The following is a 17,405-nucleotide window of genomic DNA, read 5'->3' as shown; positions in this document are numbered from 1 at the left end:
GAAACTCTGCCTAGAGAGGGGGTCAGGTGCGACTGATCTCGGCGGCGCGGTGCACCGCGTTGACGATGCCTTGATAGCCGGTGCACCGGCAGAAGTTCCCCGACAGCCCTTTGCGGATCTCCTCGTCGGTGGGATTCGGGTTATCCCGCAGCAGTGCGGTGATCGACGTGACGAAGCCGGGTGTGCAGAAGCCGCATTGCAGTCCGTGGCACTCCTTCAACGCGGCTTGCACCTGCGACAGCTCACCGTCCGCGGAGGCGATGCCCTCGACCGTCGTGACCTCCGTGCCGTCGGCCTGCACAGCGAAGATCAAGCACGAACGGACCGCCTGGCCGTCCAGCAGCACCGTGCAGGCACCGCACGCGCCATGCTCGCAGCCGAGATGGGTGCCGGTGAGGCCGCACTTCTCGCGCAGATAGTCGGCGAGAGTCAGCCGTGGTTCCACGGTTTCTTCGGTGTGCTGCCCGTTGACGGACACCTGAACCGGCCACTCATGCATTGCTTGCCTCCGTTGTCGCAGATTCCCACGCACGGGCCACCATGGTGGCTCCGATCTTGGCTCGATAGGCGGCAGACCCCTGGAGGTCGGCCGGTATGTCGTTGAGCCCACTGATGGCAAGGTGGCCGACCTCCTCGGGGGTGATGTCGTCCACCGGACGGCCGAGGATGGCCCGCTCTGCGGCCGATCCGCGCAGCGGTGTCGATCCCAGGCCTAAAAGCCCTATGCCGCAACGGCTCACACGCGCTTGATCATCCAATTCGACCGCGATAGCGGCGCCCGCGATGGCGAAGTCCCCGTGCCGGCGGGCGAACTCCTCGACGGCGAAGCCCGACGGTGCGCCCCATACCGGAAAGCGCACGCCGGTCAGGATTTCGTCGGACGCCATCGAGTTTTCCCACAGTCCGGTGAAATACTCACTCGCAGGGATATCGCGGGACCCCCGGGGCGACACCGCTTCCATGCGCGCGTCGAGAGCCAGTGCCACCGCGGCATATTCGGCCGCGGGATCGGCATGCGCGATAGCGCCTCCCAGCGTGCCGCGGGTGCGGATCTGGAAGTGGCCGATGTACGGGGTTGCCAGGGTCAGCAGCGGCGCCGAGTCGGCCACCTCGTCATCCATCCCGACGAACGCGTGCGGTGTCGCCGCTCCGATCCGAATTTCGCCGTCGCACAGGTCGATACCAATCAGTTCGTCGATCCGCGAGATGTCGATGAGGTTGTCGAAGTGCGTGAGGCGCATCGCGAGCATGGGCACCAGGCTCTGACCGCCGGCGAGGATCTTCGCGTCGTCACCGTATTCGGCGAGCAGGTCGACGGCCTCCTTCACCGAGTCAGGGCGGTGATAGGCGAACGGGGCGGCTTTCATGAGACGAGCCGCGACAGGGCGGCCAGAAGATCCTCGGGCAGCTGGTGTGCGCGCGCCCGGCGGTTGCGTCGGCCCAACAGGAATCCGACCAGCGCGCCGACGGTCAGCGCGGCGATCGCCGGGGCGGCGCGCTTGGCCGTCGGCACGGCGACGACCTTGAGCAGGTCGACGGAGTCACCAGCTCCGGGTTGGCTTGCCGCCGAGATGGTTTCGGCCGTCGGTGCGGCAGTGGCAGCCGACGGGCCACCGGTCAGATCGGCCTCCAGCGCCTTGGCGAACTGCGCGATCAGGTTGCTCGCGACGTCGGCGAGTACACCGCGGCCGAACTGAGCGGCCTTGCCGGAGATGGTCAGATCGGTGGTGATCACCACACTCGTGGCGTCGCCTTCGTCCTTGAGCTGGGCGGTGACGACGGCCGCCGCGTTGCCGCTACCGCGGGTCTCTTTGCCGTTGGCCTTGAGTACTACGCGCTGCGCCGCTGCGTCCTTCTCGACAAACGCCGCATCTCCGTTGTAGGACACGGTGATCGGACCGACTTTGACCTTGACGGCCCCGGTGAACTCGTCGCCGTCGACAGACAGCAGCGTGGCGCCGGGAAGGCACGGGGCGACGCGCTCGACGTCGGTGAGCACCTCCCATGTCTTGGCCGCAGGCACCGCGACACGAAATTCGTTGTTCAGTTCCATGTTCGGTGTCCTTACTTCTGCGCCTGTTCCAGCAACCCGACGATCGCCGCGGGTGTTGCCGGCAGACGGGTCAGGGTCACACCGAGTGGCGCCAACGCGTCGTTGATCGCATTGATCACCGCGGGCGTCGCGCCGATCGCGCCGCCCTCACCGACGCCCTTGTAACCGCCGATGCCGGGGCCGGGGATCTCGATGTGGCCGTATTCGATGGGCGGAACGTCGGTCGCGGTCGGCAGCAGGTAGTCGACAAACGTTGACGACAGCGGGTTTCCGTCGTCGTCGTAGACCATGTTCTCCAGTAGCGCGCCGCCGATGCCCTGGACAGTGCCGCCCGCGATCTGGCCCTCGACCACGTTCGGGTTGATCATCGCGCCGACGTCCTCGCTGACGATGTAGCGCGTCAGCGCGACGTCCCCGGTCTTGACGTCGACCTCGCACGTGCATGCGTGCGTTGCATTCGCCCAGTGGATCATTGCCTGTGACGTGAAGCGTGCCGTCGCTTCGAGCGTGGCAGCCATCCCTGGCGGCAGCTGCTGCGGCTCGTAGTACGAGCGGTAGGCGAGCTCGGCGAAGGTCACGCTCTTGGAATCTCCAGCTCGGTCATTCCTTACGTATGCTTTCGAGCCGCCCAGTTCGATCTCGTCTTCCCCGACGCCCAACCGGGCCGCGGCCATCGCCACGATCTGCGTGCGCAGAATCGTCCCCGCCTCGTTCACCGCGCCGGCCGTCATCGGACCGGACCGGCTGCCCTGGGCTCCGGCGCCATACGGTGTCACCGCGGTGTCGCCCTGGATGGTCGATACGTCCTCGATGTCGGCGCCAAGCACGTCGGCGGTGAGCTGCACGACTGTGGTCTCGATGCTGTTGCCGGTTGATCCGCCGTTCACGTACACGTTGATCTTGCCCGTCGGCTCCATGCGGATGGTCGCGCCTTCCGTGGCAAGGTGACCGGTCGCGGCGCCCGTCGGCTCGATGTAGGCCGAAAAGCCAAGACCGATGTAGCGGCCCTGCTCCAAGGCTTCACGTTGTTCGCGGCGGAAGCCCTCGTGGTCGAGGATCTTGACGGCCTGATCAAACGTGTCCGCCGGAGCGACGTGGTCGTAGGGCATGCCGTTGGGATTGACGTACGGCATCTCGTCGCCACGCAGGATATTGCGCCGGCGCAGCTCGACGGGGTCCATGTTCATCTTGCGCGCGGAGATGTCGAGAAGTATTTCGCGCGTGAGGGTTTCGTACTGCCACGGACCACGATAGGCCGCCAGGCCCGCGGTGTTGGAGAACACCGTCTTGTAGTTGAAGCTGGCCTTCGGCACGCGATACGGGCCGGGGAAGAACATGCCGACCGCGGCGGTCGTCAGCACGGGGTATGGCGTCGGATATGCACCGATGTCGTAGGAGAAGTCGATGTCCGCCGCGAGGATGTTGCCCTCGTCGTCGAACGCCATCCGGGCCTTGCCGTCGACGTGGCGAGCCTGGCCCGCCGACATCAGGTTCTCGCGCCGGTCCTCGATCCATTTCAGCGCGAAGGGCACCTTGCGCGCGGCAAGCAGGATGCACATGTCCTCGCGCATCGGGACGACTTTCTGGCCGAATCCGCCGCCGGTGTCGCGCATGATGACACGGACGCCCTGCGCTGGGATGCCGAGCAGTCGTGCGGCGAACGCCCGCAGCTCGTGCGGGGTCTGGGTGGACGCCCACACCGTCAGTTCCTCCGATGACGCGTCCCACTCGGCGACCATGCCTCGGGTTTCCATCGGCACCGGCGCGTAGATCTGTTGGTAGACATGGGCCTCGACAACGTGAGTCGACGTGGCGAATATGTTCTCGTCCGGCGGCGCTCCGGCCATCCCGCCCGCGACGTTGTCGGGGTACGCGTCGTGTACGACCACATCGGCGTTCACGGCTTTGGTGAAGTCGGCGATGGCGGGCAGGGGCTCGTAGTCGACGTCAACCAACTCGACGGCGTCTTCGGCGATATAGCGGCTCTCGGCGACGACGAGCGCGACGGGGTCGCCGACGAATTTCACCGTGCCCTCGGCCAGCGGCGGGCGTGGAGTGTCCGGGATGTCCTTGCCCGCGACCGCGTGCCAAGCCTCCTTGACGTCAGGGTTGAGGTCTTCGGCGGTGAACACCGCGCGCACCCCGGGCAGCGCGAGGGCCGCGGCGGCGTCGATGCCGTTGATCTTCGCGTGCGCGAACGGGCTGCGCACGAAGCAGGCATACAGCATGCCGGGCCTGGTGACGTCGTCGACGAAGGTGCCGCGGCCGGTGAGAAGGCGGTTGTCCTCGACGCGAGCGACCCGGGTGCCTGCGTATCGGGTCGCCACCGTGTCAGTCACGCAATCACTCCCTCATACGACTGAAAGTGACGTTATCGCATCTGAGAGCGACATTTCCACCCTATTTGTCTCATCTAATCAATCGTGGTGGATTGGGCCGTCTACCTGGGTCAACGGCCGGCCGCGGCCGCCCCAACGGCGCGCGATGATCTCGGCGGCGATGGATACAGCGGTTTCCTCCGGCGTGCGCGCGCCGAGGTCGAGCCCGATCGGGCTGGCCAGTCGGCTCAGTTCGCGGTCCGTCACGCCTGCCTCCCGCAGCCGCTTCACCCGCTCGTCGTGCGTGCGTCGTGACCCCATCACCCCGATGTAGTCGACCTGAGGGAGTTGTAGTGCGACTTTCAGGGCTGGCACGTCGAATTTCGGGTCGTGGGTCAGCACGCAGATCGCAGTGCGGGAATCGATCGCGCCGTTCTCGGCTTGCGCAGCGAGGTAGCGGTCGGGCCAATCGACGACGACCTCGTCGGCGCCGGGGAACCGGGCGGGGGTTGCGAAGACCGGGCGCGCGTCGCACACGGTCACGCGGTATCCGAGGAGGGCGCCCTGCCGCACCAGGGCCGCGGCGAAGTCGATGGCGCCGAAGATCAGCATCCGCGGCCGAGGCGCGTGGCTGGCCACGAAGACCTCCATGCCGGCTTCCTGGCGCTGGCCGTCGGGCCCGTAGGTCAGCACCGCGGTGCGACCGGCGCCGAGCAGCCCGCGGGCGTCGTCGGCGACGGCGTCGTCGGCCCGATCCGATCCGAGCGACCCGTCGACGGAGTGCGGGCCGATGACCAGCCTGCGTCCGACCCACTGCGGTTCGGGATGTGCGATGACAGTCGCGATCGCGGTCGGCCGGTGGGCGGCGATGTCGTCGGCGACGGCTTGCAGCTGAGGGAAGGTATCCCGCGACATCGGCTCGGCGAAGATATCGATGATCCCGCCGCACGTGAGCCCGACGGCGAAGGCGTCGTCGTCGCTGAACCCGTAGCGATGCAGTTCGGGCCGCCCGGTTTTCACGACCTCGTTGGCGAGTTCGTAGACGGCCGCCTCGACGCAGCCTCCGGACACCGAACCGGCGACCGTTCCATCGGGGGAGACCACCATCGTCGCGCCGGCCGGACGCGGCGCCGATTTGATCGTGCGCACGACGGTCGCCACGCCAGCCGTACCGCCGGCCTGCCAGACCGTGAGCAACTTGTCCAGTACGTCACGCACGTGCCTGATCCCTTCCGCTGTGCGGCTGCTCAGCGCTCAGCGTAGTGGAGTCTTTCGTGACGCCGAGTGCCGATCTCCGCGAAAATGCTCTCGTGCGACAAGTCGTGGCGGGGGTTCTGGTAGCGATGTACAGCGCGTCCTGTGGCATGGCCTCCGCGGCGCCGCCCCCGGTGCCGCCCGTGTCGGACGCCGCGCGTCGCGCGGGGTTGGTCGACGTCTTGACCGTCGTTCCGGACGCGATCATCGATCTGCGCTACGCAACTCCGAACAACTTCGTGGGCATACCGCTGTACCCGGCAGGCGCCCGCTGTCTCGTGCACGAATCGATGGCGCAGGGCCTGGCCGCGGCCGCCGATGCGTTGCGGCCCCAGGGTGAGGTGCTGGTCTTCTGGGACTGCTACCGGCCACACGACGTTCAGGTGCGGATGTGGGAGGCCGTCCCCGATCCGAACTGGGTGGCGCGACCGGGATCGTATGCGCGCAGCCACGAGGCCGGCCGATCGGTTGACGTGACAATCGCTCGCGGCGGCGCACTCGTCGATATGGGAACCGATTTCGACGACTTCACCCCAAAGGCACTGGCATTCGCGACCGACGGCGTCAGCGCAGCAGCTCAGGCGAACAGGGCGGCCTTGCGCGACGCCATGAAAGCCGGTGGGTTGACGGTCTACAAGGGCGAGTGGTGGCACTTCGACACCGATGATGCCGACGTCAAACGCCCGATTCTCGATGTGCCCGTGAATTAGGTTCGGTTGATGCGGAGATGTATCGCTGCGCTGTGTGTGGTGGTTGTGGCGCTATTGCCGGCCTGTAGTCGCAACAAGCCGCCCAACTCGCTGTTCGACGCCGCCGGCTATCACGTTCGCGGCGAGAAGGTCTATTACCTGAACGCCTTCCCCGGCAACGCATTCGAGATCAATGGGGCCGACGCGGCGTCGTTTCATGCTTTCGATGCGACCTATGCGCGAGACAGCTCGGCCGTCTACTTCGACGGTCATCCGATTCCCGATGCAGACGCCTCGAGTTTCCAAGTGCTCGACCGCCCCGGCTTCGCGAAAGATCGGCGCCACGTGTACCAACTCGACCGCCCGATCAGTGACGATCCCACTCACTTCGAATTGCTCGACGCCTCGCTGTCCAGGGACAGCGCGGTGGTGTACTGGTCCGATGGTGGGGTGCTATCCGATGATCCGGCGCACTTCGTGATCCTCTCGAACACCGACCACTACCTGTTCACCAAGGACAGTCACACCGTCCACGTCAACGGCAATCCGATCGCCGGTGCCGACCCTGCGACCTTCCACGTGCTGGCTGGCGCGTATGCCCAAGACCGCCAACGCATTTACTACTTCTCCGATTCGGTCGCGGACGTCGATGCGCCGTCGTTTCGCGCACTCGATGGGCCGTACGCGGTCGACGTGCGCCGCGCCTACTGGATGGGCAAGGCGATCCAAGGTGCGAACCCCGCCATGTTCCGCGTGCTGAACGCCGCGTTCGAGTGCTCAGCCGACGCCGAGCATGCGTACTACCGGCAATCCGTCATCACGAATGCCGATCCGCACAGCTTCCCGCCCGACCGCGCCGTCACCGGCTGCACTGAAACGTCAATCTCGTTCGCGGATTAGGCGGCCGGCGGATCTTCGCCGAGCAAGCGATCGCCGGTCAGCACAGTCAGCCGTTGGCAGAAAGCGCACATGGCCTGTCCCAGAGTCGGATACCCACACCCGGCGCAGACACGGATGCATGTGGGCTCGTCCGCTGTTGGCATGTGCGCTGACATACCCGATTTGAGGCGATTCAATCCTGCCTGGCCCACTCGCAGTATCCGCTTAGTTGAATTGAGAACAATCTCGGAAGCAGCTGAACCTCGAGAGGTTGGCCCGGTTTTCCTTCCGCTACTTGCGGAGCACCGAGGACGCCCGGGCCCACCACGGTCTGCTGCTCTGCGCGGCACTGGGCGTTCGGGTCCTGCGGCGTCGCGGTCCAGTCACCGGACTTGACGCTGGGATTTCGCATTCCTTCGCCGTGCAACAACATCGGCGGATCGAAGCTCAACCACCGGTCGCTGGGAGGTTGGGGAGTCGTGACTTCCTGCCATTGCCGGTTGGCGCATACCAGCGGCATCTTGGCCCCCTGTGGCCAGGTCATCACGCCGGCAAGATCCGCGGTACACGGTGCATCTTCTTGTGGGACAACAGGATCCGCGGATGCGATGGGCGCCAGGGGCAGCGCGACGGCTAGCGTGCCGATGACGAACGCCTTTGCGTGCACAGGCTTACACCTTCGTCAGGTCGGTCTTCATCAACATCACGTTGTACTCAGACCACAGCGATAGGTTCCAGTACAGGTCGGTGCCCTGTCCGAGGGTGGACGGCGACCACGGATGCATCATCGGCGCGTAGATGCCGCCGCTCTGCTGACCCATCAACACTTTGGCCGATCCCCAGGTGCCCTGCGGGGTGTCCGACGTACGCATCACGATGTTGTTGAACTGGTCGCCGTAGAGCACGACGTACTTCTTGAGTTGTTTGTTGTACTGGACCGACATTTCGCTGACTTGGTTGCCCGCATTGGCCACCCCGCAGGCGCCGGTGTCCACTCCGAATACGGGTGTGGCCGCGGTCGGGTTGTTCCGGTACCAGCCCGGTGGTGTGCTCCAGAACCAGCCCTGCTGGCCGCCGCTGTAGTAGTCGTACTTGGTCACGTCGAGGATGTCCTTCTCCGCGACGCGTGACAAGTACGCGGCGCCCTGCCGGCCGTTGGGTGTGCCGTACATGTAGACGTAGCCGTCGCCGGGGCGCACGAAGGCCGACTGCTGGAAGTTCTGGTTACCGCTCCACGAGTTGTTGTAGCGCACGGACGTCGGAGCGACCTTCCAGTTCTCCCCGTTATCCGTGGAGTACGCGATCGCCGAATAGTTCGTCGTCCACTGGCCTGGTGAGCCCCACTGCGTTACAGACATGAAGCTGACGTACTGGGTCGCCCCGAACTGCGTGCCCGAGGTGGGCACGGAGATGCCTGCCGTCGGGATGAGGGTGACGCCTGCGGGCAGTCCGTCGGGGAAGATGATCTGCCTCGCGGTGGTGGAATTCGGGCCCAGCGGCGCTCCGCCGAACATATTGCCGTTGAACCACTGGCCATTCGGGATGGTCATTCCATCGGCAAGGGTGGTGTCGGAGCTGCGGAACAACGTGTTCGAGCGCCACAGACCCGTCATGCCGGGGCCGCTGAACGTGTCGCCGACCGCGATCAGGATCTGGTGCTCGTTGATCGGTGTGCTGGGATCGTCGGGAATCCCGTTGTCCCACATGGTTCCGACGTCGGTGCCCCATACCGAGTAACGCGTGGAGGTGTTGGCAAGCGTTGGATCGCTGGCGTATTGGTAGTTGCCGGTGACCCATCTGACGAACTGCGTCGACGGGCTCAGCTGCTGACCCGGCGCCGGGAACGCCGGCGGCGGGTTGGTGACCACCGCGGTCGCGGCAGCTGCTAGCGCGAGGCTCGTGGTCGCCGGGGCCGCCAGCGTGCTGGTCGGCGTGGACCGACCGCCCAGCGCGTTGAAGAAGTTCTCGAATTCGCGTCGGGCGAACGCGAGCAGGCTCCATAACACCGGCGCCCCGGCGGGTGTGGTCGGGCTCGTGCCCGCGGTGAACGGGCTGAGCACCATGTTGACGAAGCTCGACACCAGGTTCGCCACGGCGGTCAACGGGTTCGGCGGTGTCTGGGCCACGGGTGCCATCGGCTGGATGGTCGAGGCCTGCACGAGGTCGGTCGCCGATGGGTCGGTCGCGGCCATGCTGAAGGTCAAAATGCGCGGCGTGGCGGTGTCGTTCGACTGAGCCGTGGCGGAGGCGGTCGCCGAGGGGCTGTTGGTGGCCGTCGGGGCGCTCGATGCAGCCGTGGAATTGGATGCGGTATCCGTTGCGGTCGCTGTGGCGGTCGAACTCGATGAGTGCTTGGAAGTTTCGTCGGCGGTTTGAGTGGCCGTGGGCTGGGTGCTCGGCTCGGGCTCAGCGGTGGGCGTCGCGGTCGCGGTGGCTGACGGCGTGGGCGTTGAGGCTTGCGTCGTCGGAGTCGGCGATGCCGTTGCGGTCGCGCTCGGCGTTGCGGCCGTCGACGTCCCCGCTGAGGTCGCCGTCGACGTCCCCGTTGAGGTCGACGTGTTGGTCTGCGCACTCACCACGACGCCGGGGGCAACCTCTGTCGCGGTGGACGTGGCACCCTGTGTCCCCGTCGTCGTCGTGGTGGTGGACGGCTCGGTCGTGGACTGTGTCGTCGACCCTGACGTGGGCTTCGGGTTAGGGGTGCCCGTTGAACCCGTCGACGTCGAATCGGACGTCGACGAGCTGGATGAGGATGTCGAATCGGTGGTGTCGGCCGATGCCACGCCATAACCCGTGGCCACGGCGGTGCCGACGCCGAGGACGACGGCCAAACCGCCGACGCGACCGATGAAAGCTGATGCGGGCATGGTTCTCCCCTACGACGTTTCCCCCGACGTCAATACTTGGTTATTAAAGCGAACCCTACAGCGCCTCACAGCAAAAGGGAGAAAAGTCTCATAAACAACAGCTGTCGCTGTGGTGATGATCTTGTTGGGCTTTTAGTCGACTATCCAAAAAACGAGCTACGGCGTTAGCCCGGCTTTCCGGAGGGCCTTCTCGTAGAGGCCGGTTGCCTCAGAAAGCCCCTCGTCGACCCATGCGTCGACCATTCCGACCCGGTCGGCGACGAGCTGGACCTGGTTGACCCAGACCTGGAAATCCTCGTCACGGCGAAGTGTGTCGATCTGCGGTTGGGTGCCCTGGATGAGGATGAAGCCGCCCAATTCAATGGTTTGAGGTTTGAGAATTGCCGTGTCGAAGCGCTCGATACGGCCGTCCTGGACGAGCCGCTTGAAGTAGTCAGTCGTCGTCTCTTTGAGCAGATCGAGTGCTTGCGTTTCGCGTCCGCTGGTCGGCAGTCCCCACGCAACCCACAATCCGGCTTCAGCCATGGGGCCCATCATGCGCCGTCGGCTACGTCGGCCGCGTGTCGACACTGCGGACAGATCGCGATCGGCGTCGAAATGACGGTCTGGCTGGGCCCACGCGAAGCCGGGGACAGTGTCGGCGAAGGAGATGTCACCCTCGGCCATTGCACAACTCGACGAGCCGGTTGGCGTTCCATGCCGGTGCGACGCCCGGCGCACGCAACAAATACCGCACCCTGGCATGCACAGCCCAGTCGAACGCCTCGCCGAGCCCATCGAGCATGACGCGAAGGTAGGGCCCCGACGGCGTCGTGGCATCGACCTTCTGCAGAGACGTGAGGGTGAACATCGGTAAACCGTCGCGGTCGTCCAGGCGTAGAAGCGTTTCGTAGGTACGGGAATTCGTTGCCCACCGTCGGTCTGCTGCTCTGCCGAGCGGCAGGTCGCTGCCAACTGGGCGCCTGATCTCCTGTGCGACCACATCGCTGAGCTGTCCGAACGTCAGCAGGTAAGCCCGCGCCGCAACCTCGCCATCGGCGTGAGGCTGGTAGACGGCGATGCCCCCGCCCCACACTCTCGAATTGCCCGCAAAGATGAGGCCACCGGCCAAACGGATCCCAATATCGCGTCGGGGTGGCGACCGATCGCGGCATCCGGCGTATGTGCGGCGCGCACCGCGTGGTCTTCCACCCGCGATGTAGCAATTGAAGCGCGCGGAGTGAAGATTGGATCCGTAGGCGACGTACCAGACGTGATCCTTGCTCGCCAAACGCAGACTCAACCGACGACGCATCCTTCCTCTAACGCCAGCGCCGCCTCTCTGAGGACTTCGGATTGAGCCTCCTGGTAGATCTGCCACGCGTCCTCGGGGGTGTCTCCGACGGCGGTCAGCCCGACGCGGCCGCATTCGGTGAGGCAGCTGATCATGTGGAAGACAACTCCCGTGCGCCGGGACTGATCGAAATGCAGACCGTGGCGGACGACGATGTCGAACAGTTCCCTGACGGTGAGTGCCTTGAGCCGTTCGTCCTCGAAGTGGTCGGTCGCGACGAGATATTTTCTGCTGCCACTTGGCGTCAGGAAGACTCCTTGGGCGCCGTCGTAGGTCCCGTCGGTGAGGAACTGCAGGGTGAGGAACGGATGCGTGGTTCCACCCTTGCGCAGGTTCAGTTCGATCGCATACGGCGTCCACACGCCGCTTTCATCTTGTACGACAACAAAATCCACCGCGAACCGGCCGAGCACCCCGAGCCTCGACAGGTGTCGTCCGATCACCATCGCAGGCTCTGCGATCGCCGCGGCGTATCCGGGATCGGCTGGGAACACACAGCCGAGGTACTTCTGACCGCTCGCGCCGCCGAGAAGCTGGTCGTGCGTGGACAGCAGCTCGACCGTGCCGTCCGGCAGTGCCCGCATCTGGACACTTGGACTGGTCAGTGCCACTCCAGTGATCCGCTCCTCGACGATCCCGCCGTGCTTCTCGAAGGCGGCCAGGTAGACGTCGACGGCAAGGTTTTCGCTCTCCGGTTGCACGCGCAACACACGTTCTCTGATTTCGGCCGCCTCGCTCGGCGAGCCAGGGGCCGGCAGCCCTTGTAGGTCCAGCGAGGCGTTGCCCGCACCCGAGACGCCCTCGTTGAGCTTCACGATCGCTTGAGTGAGCGACGCCCGTCGCGCGCGCATGCTCTGCACGCCGGCCACGATGTCGTCGACGGTGTGGAGGTCCTCGGCCCCGACCGGGCACGGCACCCCGAGCTCTTCGAACATCCGGCGGCAGCCGGTCTTGCTGCCGAGATCCGCGAGCCGCGGGTCCGAGCCGTACATCGGGATCTGCAGGCTCAGCGCGACATCCCGCTCGAGCGGTGTGGTGTTGTAGGGGATGAGGTGACTGCGGGCCGGGTTGGGAATCAGGGACCGGATCTCCCGCAGAAGTCGCGGTCGCGCAAGCAATTTCGCACTCAGCGACACCCCTGACGCATCACCGACCGGGACCAGGGTGAGCCGGGCACGGGCATGACTGGGAATCACCCCGGGAAGCAACCCGAGGTAGTACTCGATGATGGACTCCGACACCGGCTGCGAGGTCACGTAGATCATGCGCAGCCGCGGTTGGCGAAGCAGCAGCAGCAAGAACAGGGCCCGCTCCTCTAGCGCCTGCGTGACGGTGCCACTCCCAGGCGTGGTGCGTTCGATGCTGATCGACGGGATCACGACGACGGATTCGTCGTCCAAGTCGAGCCTCATCGACTCCCAGACGGTCGGCATCGCCAGCTGCAGATCGTCGAAGCAGCGGTAGCGCTCCGTCTCGTCCAGACTTGACAGTTGGCGGCCCGAGGCTCGTTGATCGGCGACCGTTAGCTGTGTCATGTCCTCACCTACTCGTCGTTTAGCGCGTTGATGTTGTGGACCCGCACCGAGCGGCTGAATCCCTTGGGCTGTACGTCGCCAACCATTTCCGCGACAACCAGGTGCTCGGTGCGTGCGAGCACACGGTCGGTAACCAATACCTGCCACGGACCGGCGTCCGAACACAGCCGGGCGGCTAGATTCGTGACGCTGCCGATGGCGGCGTAGTCGAAGCGGCCCTCGAAGCCGATCCTGCCCAGCGTCGCGTAACCCTGGGCGATTCCGATTCCCAGGGCGAGGTCATGGCCGTCGCGAAGCCATTGCACGGCAAGCTTTTTCACGGCGTCTCGGATGTCGAGGACCATCCGGACCGCACGCTCCGTGTAGTCGTCGCACGGAATGGGGTCGTTGAAGAACACCATGACCCCGTCGCCCGTGAACCGCTCGAGCGTGCCTCCGTATTCATGAACCAGCGTCCCGATGACCTCGTGATAGTCGCCCAGCACACCCATCACTTCCTCGGGCTCACTGGTTTCGGCGAACGGTGTGAAGTTCCTGAGATCGGTGAATACGACGGTTATTTCGCGGCGATGGCTCCCTAGCAGGGTTTCGTCGCCAACGACCAGATCGGCCAGTTGCGGTGACAGGAAGCGGCGCAGCCGATTGGTGCGCTCCAACTCGGCAACCTGCCTGGCGACGCGAGTCTCGAGCTCCGTGTTCCACTTGGCCAGCTCGTCGGCCTGTCGACGGATCGTGTCGTGGTATCGCTTGATTCGCGCCAGCGACGCCACCCGGGCCAGCAATTCGGTCTGGTCGAAGGGCTTGGTGACGAAGTCGTCGGCCCCCGACTCGAGCGCGGCCAGACGCTGCTGACTTCCGCTGGCGGTGATCATCACGACGGGAAGGAATTCGGTAGCCGGCGCAGACCGGATCTTTCGGCAGACTTCGTGACCGTCCATCCCCGGCATCACGATGTCGAGCAGGACAATGTCCACGTCTTCGGTTTCTAGCAACGCCAGCGCTTCTGCCCCTGTCGCCGCGCTGAGAACCCGGTACCCGCGAGGCGTGAGCACCGCGTCGAGAAGCCTCACGTTGGCAGGCTCGTCGTCGACAGCCAACACGGTCACCGGGATGTCCATCAGTTCGCCCGCCTGTCGAGAAACGCCTCGATCCGGCCGGGCAGATCTCGCACGCTGATCGGCTTTTCGATGTATCCGTCGAAGCCGGCCAGAGCCGCGCGCTCCCGATCCTCGGCCATTGCGAAAGCGGAAACAGCGACGACGGGCACATCGCGTCCGAGGTTGCCCTGCCTCAACTTTCGCAGCGTCTCTGTTCCGTCGATGCCGGGGAGCTGGAGATCCATCAGCACCAGATCGGGCGGATCGTCCTCGGCGGCGCACAGGCCTTCCTCGCCCGAATTGGCCGCGATGACGTGGTACCCGGCGAACTCGAGGACGTCCCGAACCAGTTTGAGGTTCAACGGATTGTCTTCTACCACAAGGATTCTGCGCGGCGTCACGGCGACTCCAGGGCGCCCACGCGTCGCAGCGAATCGATGAGGTCGTCGCGACGAACCGGCTTGAGAAGGTAGGCATCAGCGCCGAGGGCAAGGCCGCGGGGACGATCGTCGACGACTGAGGCGATGACGACGGGGATCGCGGCGGTGGCGGGGTCAGCCTTCAGCTCGGTCAAGACCTTCCAGCCGTCTACCTGTGGCAGCTTGATGTCGAGCACGATCGCGGCCGGCTGTACCTTGCGCACCACCTCGAGAGCCTCCACGCCGTCACGGGCCCGCAGCACCTGAGTCGGTGACCCGTCCAAGTAGGCCGCGAGAAGATCGAGCGACGCCCGATCGTCGTCGACGAGGACGATCGCCGGAAACTCGTCACTCCCGGGCGAGGTGACGTCCTCCGCCACCGGGGTGAGCGGCACGGAGAAGCCGAACGTGCTTCCAACGCCGGGGGTGCTCTCGAGCCACATCCGCCCTCCGAACAACCCGACGAGGCGTCGTGACAACGTCAGCCCAAGACCGGTGCCCTCCTCCTTCGGAGCACCCCGGCGGCCCTGCTGGAAGGACTCGAAGATCCGCTCCTGATCCTCGGGAGGCACCCCGATGCCGGTGTCGGTCACCGTGACAATGAGCTCGGTCCCCTTGCGGCAGGCGCGGACGGAAACGCGTCCGCCATCGGGCGTGAACTTCACGGCGTTGGCGACCAGGTTGAGCACCACCTGCCTGAATTTCCGCTCGTCAGTCTCGATCGTCCCGACGTCTTCCGCGACCTCGCATGTCACTGTGATGGCATGCGCGTCTGCGCGCCCACGCTGCAGTCCCGCCGCCCACTCCACGGCGCTGCTGACCACGAACGTGCTGGGCTCGAGCACCTCTTGACCCGCCTCGACCTTCGATAGATCCAGGATGTCGTTGAGCAGCGCCAGGAGGTGTCTGCCCGAACTCAAGATGTCGCGCAGGTACTCGTCCTGGCGCGCGTTGATCTCCCCGAACATGCGATCCAGCAGCACCTCGGAGAAACCGATCACCGCGTTGAGCGGGGTCCGCAGTTCGTGGGACATGCTGGCCAGGAACTCCGATTTGTGGCGGCTTGCGATCTCCAGCTCTTTGGTCTTGGTCTGCAACTCCCTGAACAGGCGTGCGTTGACGATGGCCAGCGCCGACTGGCTGGCGAAGGTCTGGAGCAGCTCGGTCATATCGGCTGGGAACGTGCCCGTGCCCCGGCGCCGGATCACCAGCACACCCACCAGCTTGTCGCCGCGCAGCATGGGAACCGCGAGCACCGAGCGCCATCCGTCCCGGAACAGAATCTCGAGATGGGGGTCGAGCTCCGTCTTGGCAAGGTCGGAAACCTCGGCCGGCTGATGAGTGAGTGCGGTCCGACCAACCAGGGTCGATTCCCGGTGGATCGTGATCGCCCGCAGCTGATCGAGTAGCTCGGGGCTGCTTCCGGACGCGGCACGGACGTGGAACGAATCGGCCGACTCGTCGTACTCCATGATCGATCCGCCGTCGGTTCCGGTGAGCCGCACGGCGTTGCTGACGATCCTGTCCAGGACTTCGTCGAGGTCGAGGCTCGATCCAACGACCTCATCCAGCTCCCGAAGCGCCTCGAGCTGTGCGACCTTCCTCGCCAGCTCCTTGCCCTTGGAGTCGAGCGCGAGCATGAGGTCGCGCTGTCGCAACGCGATCGCCCCCTGAACGGCGAATTCCTCGAGGAGCTCGCGTTCGCGCGCATCGAAGGGCTTGACGTCGGTCCGCCACATGGACAGCACGCCAACGAGCTCGTCCTGCAGGATCATCGGCGTGGCGAGCATGGTTCTGAAGCCGGCTCGTTGCTGGAGATCCGTGCGCCCGTATTCCGCGTCGTTGAGCACGTCGCGGATCTGATGGGTACGCATGTCCTCCGCCGCGCGCCCGACGGCGGAGGAACGGTTTCTGAGAACCGGGTGGTCGTGCAGGTACTTGCGATACTCCTCCGGGATTTCGCCGGAGACTTGGGAGAGGCGGAACACGTCGCCCTCAAGGAGGTACAGCTGGGCGACCTGTGCTTCGCACAGTCTCGCGGCCTCTTCAAGGACGGTGTCCAGTACGTCCCCGGGGTTCGCGACCGCACGGCCGAGTGCCGCGACGATCTTCCGGCTCGCCGCCGACTGGCTGCGGGCGTCTTTCAACTCCTGTCGGAAAGAGGCTCTCGTAACGCGCGCAGTGCGGGACGAGTGTTCGCTCGGTTCGGCCACAGTTCCCCTTTCGTGCCTGATGACAGTCTGTGCCCTTGTTGCTGGTCGGGGCATGAAAACTGTGGATTCGCTGAGATAGCCGACTGGGTCCGATCGGATATCAGCAGACGATGTCGACGTAGACCGTCTTGCCTGTCACCGTGGTGACAATGTCGCCCCAGGATCCGGGTAGACCGGACCCGGTGTCGCTGCGCGAAAACGTCTGGCCGGGGCGAACCGAGCTGAGCGTGCACTGCGCCGACGGAGCGGTGCCGATTCGGTTCACGACGACGTCATAGCCTCGCGCGGTCAGCTGGTCGATCACGGCGTCGACGGACGATGGGCCCGCCGGGGCGGCGTTGGCGGTGGCAGTGAGGCCGAGCGCCGCGGCGGCCAGCGAGCCCGCTGCGAGGGAAGTAACGAAGCTCTTCATGGTTTTGTCCTTCTTGCGTTCCTGTGCGGATTCAGTTGGTTCCGCATTGGAATCGTCACTCGCATTCGCGGCGGCGAGCGCAGTAGCGCGCCACTGCAATCCCGCCTGGTTAGGCGCAGTACTACGTAGCCGCGAAGGTGTTTACTGTGTCTTCGGCTTGCGGTGTCGTAGCAGCGCGGCGAGTTCCTCGCGGGTGCTGGTTCCGGTCTTTGCCATTGCCCGGTAGATGTGGCTTTCGACGGTGCGCACCGAGAGCGTCAGTCGCTCGGCGATAGCGCGGTTCGATTCTCCGTCGGCGATCAGCATGACGATCTCCAGTTCGCGATCGGTGAGCGG

The 17,405-nt window shown here is 65.3% G+C and carries 19 protein-coding genes; 4 read left to right on the top strand and 15 right to left on the bottom strand.

Annotated elements, in window-relative coordinates; genetic code table 11:
- Window positions 1–22: 22 nt before the first annotated feature.
- From VJV41_RS18410 to VJV41_RS18390, 5 genes are all read right to left on the bottom strand, one after another.
- On the bottom strand, window positions 23–499 hold the full coding sequence (locus tag VJV41_RS18410) for a (2Fe-2S)-binding protein (RefSeq protein ID WP_325336246.1): 477 nt from the start codon (window positions 497–499) through the stop codon (window positions 23–25).
- Window positions 492–1,367 carry a xanthine dehydrogenase family protein subunit M gene (locus VJV41_RS18405; protein WP_325336245.1) on the bottom strand — a complete coding sequence of 292 codons (876 nt, stop codon included), beginning with the start codon at window positions 1,365–1,367 and terminating at the stop codon, window positions 492–494. Before VJV41_RS18405 ends, VJV41_RS18410 begins: the two co-directional genes overlap by 8 nt.
- Window positions 1,364–2,053 (bottom strand): SRPBCC family protein, encoded by a 690-nt coding sequence (locus VJV41_RS18400; RefSeq protein ID WP_325336244.1) that lies wholly within the window; start codon window positions 2,051–2,053, stop codon window positions 1,364–1,366. Before VJV41_RS18400 ends, VJV41_RS18405 begins: the two co-directional genes overlap by 4 nt.
- Window positions 2,054–2,064: 11 nt before the next feature.
- Entirely contained in the window at window positions 2,065–4,392 is a 2,328-nt protein-coding gene (locus tag VJV41_RS18395; protein WP_325336243.1) for a xanthine dehydrogenase family protein molybdopterin-binding subunit, read from the bottom strand.
- A gap of 78 nt (window positions 4,393–4,470) precedes the next feature.
- The gene (locus VJV41_RS18390) at window positions 4,471–5,589 is read right to left on the bottom strand and encodes an XdhC/CoxI family protein (protein ID WP_325336240.1); all 1,119 of its coding nucleotides are present in this window, start codon (window positions 5,587–5,589) and stop codon (window positions 4,471–4,473) included.
- Window positions 5,590–5,714: 125 nt separating this feature from the next.
- Here VJV41_RS18390 and VJV41_RS18385 point away from each other — a divergent pair, with 125 nt between their 5' ends.
- Both VJV41_RS18385 and VJV41_RS18380 read left to right on the top strand, forming a co-directional pair.
- Window positions 5,715–6,335: a M15 family metallopeptidase gene (locus VJV41_RS18385; protein WP_325336357.1), complete on the top strand. Its 621-nt coding sequence runs from the start codon at window positions 5,715–5,717 to the stop codon at window positions 6,333–6,335.
- A 9-nt stretch (window positions 6,336–6,344) separates the two neighbouring features.
- Window positions 6,345–7,214: a DKNYY domain-containing protein gene (locus VJV41_RS18380; protein WP_325336239.1), complete on the top strand. Its 870-nt coding sequence runs from the start codon at window positions 6,345–6,347 to the stop codon at window positions 7,212–7,214.
- 172 nt (window positions 7,215–7,386) lie between these two features.
- Here the strand turns inward: VJV41_RS18380 and VJV41_RS18375 are convergent, their stop codons facing one another.
- Window positions 7,387–7,860: a hypothetical protein gene (locus tag VJV41_RS18375; RefSeq protein WP_325336237.1), complete on the bottom strand. Its 474-nt coding sequence runs from the start codon at window positions 7,858–7,860 to the stop codon at window positions 7,387–7,389.
- A 4-nt stretch (window positions 7,861–7,864) separates the two neighbouring features.
- Window positions 7,865–9,385 (bottom strand): DUF4185 domain-containing protein, encoded by a 1,521-nt coding sequence (locus VJV41_RS18370; RefSeq protein WP_325336235.1) that lies wholly within the window; start codon window positions 9,383–9,385, stop codon window positions 7,865–7,867.
- 46 nt (window positions 9,386–9,431) lie between these two features.
- On the opposite strand from VJV41_RS18370, the gene VJV41_RS18365 reads away from it, so the two are divergent.
- Both VJV41_RS18365 and VJV41_RS18360 read left to right on the top strand, forming a co-directional pair.
- Complete coding sequence (locus tag VJV41_RS18365; RefSeq protein WP_325336233.1) at window positions 9,432–9,569, top strand: hypothetical protein; 138 nt, start codon at window positions 9,432–9,434, stop codon at window positions 9,567–9,569.
- Window positions 9,570–9,983, top strand: a complete 414-nt coding sequence (locus VJV41_RS18360) for a hypothetical protein (protein ID WP_325336231.1) — start codon at window positions 9,570–9,572, stop codon at window positions 9,981–9,983. It begins immediately after the preceding gene.
- 233 nt (window positions 9,984–10,216) lie between these two features.
- Here the strand turns inward: VJV41_RS18360 and VJV41_RS18355 are convergent, their stop codons facing one another.
- The 8 genes from VJV41_RS18355 to VJV41_RS18320 all read right to left on the bottom strand — a co-directional run.
- Window positions 10,217–10,585 carry a hypothetical protein gene (locus VJV41_RS18355; RefSeq protein ID WP_325336229.1) on the bottom strand — a complete coding sequence of 123 codons (369 nt, stop codon included), beginning with the start codon at window positions 10,583–10,585 and terminating at the stop codon, window positions 10,217–10,219.
- Between the two features lie 127 nt (window positions 10,586–10,712).
- On the bottom strand, window positions 10,713–11,135 hold the full coding sequence (locus tag VJV41_RS18350; RefSeq protein ID WP_325336227.1) for a hypothetical protein: 423 nt from the start codon (window positions 11,133–11,135) through the stop codon (window positions 10,713–10,715).
- Between the two features lie 203 nt (window positions 11,136–11,338).
- Entirely contained in the window at window positions 11,339–12,928 is a 1,590-nt protein-coding gene (locus VJV41_RS18345; RefSeq protein WP_325336226.1) for a peptide ligase PGM1-related protein, read from the bottom strand.
- Between the two features lie 8 nt (window positions 12,929–12,936).
- Complete coding sequence (locus VJV41_RS18340) at window positions 12,937–14,034, bottom strand: adenylate/guanylate cyclase domain-containing protein (protein ID WP_325336225.1); 1,098 nt, start codon at window positions 14,032–14,034, stop codon at window positions 12,937–12,939.
- An 11-nt stretch (window positions 14,035–14,045) separates the two neighbouring features.
- On the bottom strand, window positions 14,046–14,426 hold the full coding sequence (locus VJV41_RS18335; protein ID WP_325336224.1) for a response regulator: 381 nt from the start codon (window positions 14,424–14,426) through the stop codon (window positions 14,046–14,048).
- A complete protein-coding gene (locus VJV41_RS18330) occupies window positions 14,423–16,591 on the bottom strand; it encodes a GAF domain-containing protein (RefSeq protein WP_325336223.1) in 2,169 nt (722 codons plus the stop codon). Before VJV41_RS18330 ends, VJV41_RS18335 begins: the two co-directional genes overlap by 4 nt.
- A 166-nt stretch (window positions 16,592–16,757) precedes the next feature.
- Window positions 16,758–17,069, bottom strand: a complete 312-nt coding sequence (locus VJV41_RS18325; RefSeq protein ID WP_325336222.1) for a hypothetical protein — start codon at window positions 17,067–17,069, stop codon at window positions 16,758–16,760.
- A gap of 141 nt (window positions 17,070–17,210) precedes the next feature.
- Window positions 17,211–17,405, bottom strand: a 195-nt coding sequence (locus tag VJV41_RS18320; RefSeq protein WP_325336221.1) for a helix-turn-helix transcriptional regulator, incomplete at its 5' end; no start/stop codon positions are given.

Origin of the sequence: Mycobacterium sp. (genome assembly GCF_035274705.1) — a bacterium.
Classification (GTDB): domain Bacteria; phylum Actinomycetota; class Actinomycetes; order Mycobacteriales; family Mycobacteriaceae; genus Mycobacterium.
The sequence above is the reverse complement of the archived record's forward strand: the minus strand, read 5'-3'. Positions and strand labels throughout refer to the sequence as shown.

What these genes read in the sequence shown, in the direction of transcription:
- VJV41_RS18345 (WP_325336226.1), bottom strand. Translation starts at nt 12,928, where the DNA reads ATGACACAGCTAACGGTCGCCGATCAACGAGCCTCGGGCCGCCAACTG.
- VJV41_RS18400 (WP_325336244.1), bottom strand. Translation starts at nt 2,053, where the DNA reads ATGGAACTGAACAACGAATTTCGTGTCGCGGTGCCTGCGGCCAAGACA.
- VJV41_RS18410 (WP_325336246.1), bottom strand. Translation starts at nt 499, where the DNA reads ATGCATGAGTGGCCGGTTCAGGTGTCCGTCAACGGGCAGCACACCGAA.
- VJV41_RS18355 (WP_325336229.1), bottom strand. Translation starts at nt 10,585, where the DNA reads ATGGCTGAAGCCGGATTGTGGGTTGCGTGGGGACTGCCGACCAGCGGA.
- VJV41_RS18405 (WP_325336245.1), bottom strand. Translation starts at nt 1,367, where the DNA reads ATGAAAGCCGCCCCGTTCGCCTATCACCGCCCTGACTCGGTGAAGGAG.
- VJV41_RS18325 (WP_325336222.1), bottom strand. Translation starts at nt 17,069, where the DNA reads ATGAAGAGCTTCGTTACTTCCCTCGCAGCGGGCTCGCTGGCCGCCGCG.
- VJV41_RS18385 (WP_325336357.1), top strand. Translation starts at nt 5,715, where the DNA reads ATGTACAGCGCGTCCTGTGGCATGGCCTCCGCGGCGCCGCCCCCGGTG.
- VJV41_RS18380 (WP_325336239.1), top strand. Translation starts at nt 6,345, where the DNA reads ATGCGGAGATGTATCGCTGCGCTGTGTGTGGTGGTTGTGGCGCTATTG.
- VJV41_RS18370 (WP_325336235.1), bottom strand. Translation starts at nt 9,385, where the DNA reads ATGGCCGCGACCGACCCATCGGCGACCGACCTCGTGCAGGCCTCGACC.